Here is a 5,972-nt window from a genome sequence, read left to right on the forward strand (position 1 = left end):
CGGGCGGGGCTGCGGAGGTACTGGTGGCGGTGATGTGCAGGCTGTCGAGGAGCTGGGCGGCACTGAGGTGGTAGGCGGCTGCGAGGCGGGTGAGGTAGGAGGCGGTGGCTTCGCGGGGCAGCGGCCTCACGCGCAGTGCGCCGGGCGGGGTGGGCCACATGGTGCCGGCTCGTAGGGCGGGGCGGCTGGTGGTGTGGGTGGTCACCGGCTGCCGGGCCGGGCGCGGCGTCCGGGGGTGCGGGGCCGGTAGTGCTCCTCGGCGAGGTGGTCCAGCGCGATGGTGTCCAGCAGTGTTTTGGTGATGCGTTCTTGGCCGTTAAGGATGGCTTCGATGGCGGCTTGGCGGATCAGGCGGGCCAGGCTGCCGATCCTGCCCGCGGTCCGCTCGTGCAGGTACGGCGCCAGCCTGGGCAGGCTGCCCGCCGGGTGCGCGGTGAGGTCGAGGGCCGCTTCCAGGGCGGCGATCAGCTCCCGGAACGGTTCACGCTTGCCGGCGCGGGCGGGCAGTGCCCCGCAGTCGATCAGGGAGGCGCGCCCGGCCAGCTGTGCCCCGCGCACGCCGGTGAATACCGCGCTGGCGGTGACGTCGATGCCGGTGTAGACGAAGGTGGCGGGCACGCGTTCGGTGAGGTCTTTGAGCCAGTCGGCGGCCTCCGCGCCGCTGGAGGTGCGCGGGTTGAGGCGGTGGATCTCGTCGATCAGTACGAGCTTGACCCCGGCCGCGGTGTAGGTGTGGCAGACGGCGCCTGTGATCTGCGCGGTGGTCATGCGCGTGGTGACGGGGATGCCGAGGTAGCGGGCGAACTCCCCGGCCAGGGTCTTGGCGGTGGCGCCGGGCGGCACCAGCACATACGCCACCGGCACACTGTCGTCGCCCGGGGCTGCGCGGCGGGTGTGGGCGAGGTGGCAGGTCCGGCCGACCTGCAGCAGCGCGGTGGTCTTGCCGGTGGTGGCCGGCCCGGTGACGATCAGCGACGGCCGGGCGGTGACGTGCTGGTGCCGTCCCGGAATCATCAGCGTGCGTACCTGGCGGGAGAGGGCCTCGATGGCCGGGGTGCGCACGGTGACGAACTGCGAGTGGTAGGCCAGGCGTTCCTCCAGTGGCCGTGGTGCCTGGCCCGGCTTTGGTGGCGTCGGGGGCGCGGCGTGGGCGAAGCGGGCGAAGGCGTCGAACGTCGTCACCGTCCCTGCGGCTGCCTCCCCGGCACCGGAGGCAGGGGGATCGGTACGGGTCACCACAGTTCGGCCTCCTGGTCGGCGTCATACAGCGCGAGCGCGCCGGTCACCGGCAGCGGGTGCGCGTCGGGCTTGTCGGCGCCGACGTCGTCACGGGCCTCAGCCTGGGCTCGGGCTTCCAATGCGTCGAGGCTGTCCTCAGCCTCGGCCTCGTAGCGGCTCACTGCTGGTTGGTCGCCCGCCGCCTGGGGGGCTGCCTGTGCGGTGTGAGTGCCCGACGTCGTCTTGGGCGGGGCTGCTTGTGCCGGGGTGGTGGGCCGGGCGCGGCGCAGGACCTGGTCGGCGGCCTCCGCGAGTGCGGCTTCGTGTGCCTCGCGGTCTGCGCGCTGGTTCAGGGCGGTGCGGAGGTGGCGCCAGGTGGTCTCGCTCATCGGGGCGTGGACGTGGTCGCGGTGGATCCACGGGACCTCGTGCAGGTGTCCGTCGGGCAGCCGGATGTAGATCTGGCGCACGTCGTGCGGGTTGAGGTGGACTTCCCACTTGCCGCCCGCGCCGGTGGGGCAGGGCCGTCCGCGGTGCTCGTTGAGCAGAGTGTGGTCGTAGGTGCGGTGGTTGATGCGGATGCCGCGGCCGGTGACGGGATGGAAGCGCACGGGCAGCAGTTCCAGGTAGTCGTCGCCGGTCAGGGGGAGTGGCACGTATCCGGAGGCGCCCAGCAGCGCGCCCCACATCTCGTTCGGGGCCAGCGCCTTCTTGGGCAGGAGAGGGTGGCGCAGCCCGTCGTGGGGGCGGTGCTGCCAGCACGCGGTGATCCATTCGTCCAGCAGCTCCTGCAACTGGGCCACGGTGAAGCGGGCTCCGTCCTGCACCGCCTCGCCGCGCGCGAGGACGTGGGGGCCGGTGTAGCCGGCGACGTGCTGCGCGAAGAGCGTGTTGATGCTGCCGAAGGTCCGCTCGACCGCGCCCTTGGCGGCCGGGGAGCGAGGCGGTGCGGGCTGCACGCTGACGCCGAGGGTTTCGCAGGCGGCCAGGAACGCGGTGGAGACGAAAACTCTGCCGCGGTCGATGACGATCGTGTCCGGCACCACCACCGGCCGCGCCGCCGCCTGCTCCAGCCGCTCGTCCAGGGCGAGGAGCCGGTCGTAGGGGACGGCGGCGTGGGCCAGGCGCAGATGGTCAGGCCAGCCGGGCCGCACCGGGTGCGGTACGGCCATCTCCGCCAGCAGCAGGGCGGCGTCCACGGCCTTGGTGCCCTCCTCGCGCAGCACGGCCGCCACCACCGACCTGGTCGCTACCTCGAGAGCGATGGTGAGTTCCGGGCGCACCGGCTTGCCGTCCTCGCCGACGGCCATCACATCGAGGCGGGTGGTGTCGATCTGCACCAGCTCGCCCGGCCGCAGCGCCACCGTGGGTGTGAAGGGCCGCACCGGCGCGGTGGCGGTGCGGGCCGGCCGGCCCGGATGCTCCAGCGGGTCGGCCAGCACCCGCGCCAGCCGGTTGAACGTCGACGGCGCGGGCACCGCCACCACGCCCGGCCCGTGCGTGTCTGCCAGGATCTGCCCGGTCAGCTCCCGCAGCCCCTTCAGCGTGCCCCGGGAGCGGCCGCGCTGAGGGCGCAGCGCCTCCAGGATCGCGGCCACCACCCGCTCGTCGGCCTGCCCGGTCGCACTGGACGGCTTGCGGCGTGGGATCAGACCCCACAACCCTTGGTCGTGGTAGCGGGCCCGCATGCGGCGCACGGTGGCCCGGCTGACCTTCGGTCAGCCCAGCCTGGTGAGTTCGTCGGCCTTGGCCTGCTCCCGCTCGGCCATCGATGTGCGCTGCGGGTCGTACTCGGGCCGGGGGACGCCGGTGCTGCCGGGCCCGTCGGGCAGTCCGGTCTCGATCTCGCGGATGTGCCTCTGCCAGGCAAGAGCCCGCTCCCGCTCCGGCTCGGGCACCGACTCCAGCATCCCCCACTGCCGAACTCCCGCACTGGGGGAGCCCACCACGGTGAAGGCTGGGTCGGCGATCAGGAACGAGGCCAGCACCGACGCCGTCTGCCCATCCTTGTCGACCAGCGTCACCGACGCACCGGCCACCGCGGCCACCTGCCAGGTACAGCCCTGAAACGTCACATACGCCCCCAGCTTCACCTGCCTGCCGCTCGCAGCGGCCACGGGGCGGCCCGCGCGGCCGGGTGCGCTCACCACTGCTCGGCCTCCGCCTGCGCGTCCCACACTCCGAAGGACCCCGCGCGCCCGGGCCCGTCCGGGACCGGGGGCACGCCGCCGCCCGGTGCCGGCCCATCCACCGTGCCGTGGTCCGGCACTGGCACACCGGCCGCCTGCTCCTGGCCGCCGTCCGATCGGGCCGGATGCCCGGGCGGGCCGCTCCGGTAGGCGAGGATCTGCCCGGTGCGGCGCCGGACGGCGTCGTCGAACGGGCGCAGGGCATGCGCGCGCTCAATCCAGGGGATCTCGTGCAGGAGTCCGTCGGACAGCCGGATGTAGACCTGCCGCATGTCGTAGGGGTGGTGGTGCACTTCCCACCGGCCGTCGTCCGTGGTGGGGCAGGCCCGGCCGCGGTGCTCATCCAGGCACTCGTGGTCGTAGCGGCGCCGTCCCAGGCGGATCCCGGATTCGGTGACCGTCTGGTGCTGCACCGGCAGCAGCTCGGCCAAGTGCTGCCCGGTCAGCGGCAGCGGTACCGACCCGGCGGCGCCCAGCAGTACCCGCCACATCTCATTGGGGGTCAGGGCCGCCTTGGACAGCAGCGGGTGCCGCAGTGCTTGTTGGGGGCGGGTGTGCCAGCGGGCGGTGATCCACTCGTCCAGCACATCCTGCAGGTGCGGCAGACTGAAGAACGGCTCCGCCTGCCGTCCGGCGCTGTCCTGCGGGTGCACAACAGGCAGCGCGGTGGCCAGGTCAGCGGAGTGCCGGGTGAACAGCCCGGCGAGCGCCTTCACCGTGTCCCCGGCAACACTGCGCATGCCGCCCTGACGTGCGGGGGCGGCCTCCAGGCTCACGCCGAGGCTTTCGCACACGGTGAGGAACCAGGGCGTGACGGCGGCCGCCGCCGGTTCGAAGACCAGGGTCTGGGGCAGGGCCGCCGGGCGAGCCGCCGTTGCCTCAAGCCGGGCCGACAGCGTCATCAGTCGCTCGGGCAGCCCCTCGTGGGCTGCCTGCAGCAGCTCCCGCCACCCGGGGCGCACCGCGAGAGGGACGGCCATCTCGGCCAGCAGCACCGACAGTTCTACTGGCGCGGCCTGCTGCGGGTGCAGCACGGCGGCCAGCACGCAGCCCGTGGCCCCGTCCAGCGCGGCGATGACCGACACCGCCACCGGACGGCCGTCCTCGCCCACCACCTCGATGCCGAGGCGGGCGGTGGCGACATGGACCCGCTCCGCGGGCCGTAGGGCAGGCGGCGGGCCGCCTGCCCGGTCTGGGCCGGTGGCGGTGCGTGCTGGGCTGCCCGGTGGCTCGGCTGGATCCGACAGCGCTCTCACCAGCTGATACAGCGACGACCGGGCCGGCAGCCGCACCCGGCCCTTCCCATGGGTTTCCGTCACGATCTGTTCGGCCAGGTCGATGACCTGCTTCACAGTGGTCGCCTTGCGGCCGCGGCGGCGGCGCAGTGCCTCCAACACGGCGGCCACCACCCGCTCGTCCGTACGCCCGGTGGGGGAGGAGGCGCGCAGGGACCGCTTGTCCGCCAGCCCCAGCAGTCCCTGGCGCTGGTAGGCCAGCCGCATTCGCTGCACCGTGGGCCGGCTGACCTTCGTCCAGCCCAGCGCTGCAAGCTCTTTCGCCTTGGTGTGCTCCCGCTCGGCGAGCGTGAACCGCTGCGGGTCGTACTCAGGCCTTGCCACCCCATTGCTGCCCGGGCCGTCGGGCAGTCCGGTCTCGGTCTCGCGGATGTGCCGCAGCCAGGCCATCGCCCGCTCCCGGGCTGGCAATGGCAGTTCCGCCCACATGGTGGCGGCCGGAATCTGCGGGGCGGCCTGGCCGACGACCTCGAAGCCGTCGGCGGCCATCAAGTGGGCGGCCAGCAGGCACCCGGTGGCCCCGTCGGCGGAGGTCAGATACACCCGCCCGTCGACCAGGGGTCACCTGCCAGGTGCGGGCCTCGAACGTGACCTGAGCGCCCACCTCAACACACCGCCCACCAGGGGCGGTTACCAGGCGCTTGCTCAGCTCTCCTGCTGCTCCCGCCGATTTCCGTCGCCTGTGGCTGGGCCGGGCGAGACGAGGGTGCGCTCGCCCAGCGGCCGTGTCAGGTCCGCGGCCAGCCGCCCGTTCCGCAGCGTGTGGTAGAGCACAGGCAGCGCGGTGAGGGCCTCGCCCGCCGCCGCAGCCCCGGCCATCAGCGGCCGTTCGGCGGCGAATGCCTCGAGCACCGCCTCCTCAAGGCCGCCTGCGTCGCGGTGGCGGGGGTGTCGGTAGCCGGCCAGCCACCGCACGTTCGCCGCCACCACCTTCTCGGGCGGCGCCAGGCGCCGGTAGGTGAACCCCACCGCCGCACAGGCCGCTTCAAGCACCGCGGCGGCGCGCTCGGCCCGCATCCCGGCGGGCGCCGTCGTGGCGGGGCAGTCGGCGAGCAGCGCGCCCCCGTCGGCGTAGCGGGCGAACAGTTGCGGCACCCACGTCAGCACTCGCCCGCTGTCAGGATCGCGCCGGATCAGTCGCACCGGTCGCGCCGACAGGCCGACAACGTGCGGATCGCGGTCCAGGACCATCAGCTGCGTGCACATCGCCTGCGAACCGTGCAGCACATGCCGCCCGGTCGTGGCCGACCACCACCAGCCCGGCCCCCGC

Annotated in this window: 6 protein-coding genes; all 6 read right to left on the bottom strand. The window is 73.6% G+C overall.

The genetic code is table 11. The features are described 5' to 3' along the window. Positions 1-205: TniQ family protein (locus G5C60_RS48980; RefSeq protein ID WP_338146143.1), on the bottom strand; the 205-nt coding region annotated here is incomplete at its 3' end. Further along, positions 202-1,182: a TniB family NTP-binding protein gene (locus tag G5C60_RS48985; protein ID WP_165270517.1), complete on the bottom strand. Its 981-nt coding sequence runs from the start codon at positions 1,180-1,182 to the stop codon at positions 202-204. The genes G5C60_RS48980 and G5C60_RS48985, both read right to left, overlap by 4 nt. A 50-nt stretch (positions 1,183-1,232) precedes the next feature. Then, a complete protein-coding gene (locus tag G5C60_RS48990) occupies positions 1,233-2,906 on the bottom strand; it encodes a transposase (protein ID WP_338146144.1) in 1,674 nt (557 codons plus the stop codon). Positions 2,907-2,936: 30 nt separating this feature from the next. Next, positions 2,937-3,365, bottom strand: a complete 429-nt coding sequence (locus G5C60_RS53905; protein WP_338146145.1) for a hypothetical protein — start codon at positions 3,363-3,365, stop codon at positions 2,937-2,939. Beyond that, positions 3,362-5,245, bottom strand: coding sequence for a Mu transposase C-terminal domain-containing protein (locus G5C60_RS48995; protein WP_165270513.1), 1,884 nt, complete (start codon positions 5,243-5,245; stop codon positions 3,362-3,364). The genes G5C60_RS53905 and G5C60_RS48995 overlap by 4 nt, the downstream gene beginning before the upstream one ends. Positions 5,246-5,347: 102 nt before the next feature. Next, positions 5,348-5,972 (bottom strand): TnsA-like heteromeric transposase endonuclease subunit (locus G5C60_RS49000; protein WP_165270515.1); only part of this gene is annotated, 625 nt, incomplete at its 5' end.

It is taken from the genome of Streptomyces scabichelini (assembly GCF_011045015.1).
GTDB lineage: Bacteria > Actinomycetota > Actinomycetes > Streptomycetales > Streptomycetaceae > Streptomyces > Streptomyces scabichelini.

Bases quoted from the DNA above. Each gene is read 5' to 3' on its own strand.
- G5C60_RS48990 (WP_338146144.1), bottom strand. From the start codon at position 2,906: ATGCGGGCCCGCTACCACGACCAAGGGTTGTGGGGTCTGATCCCACGC.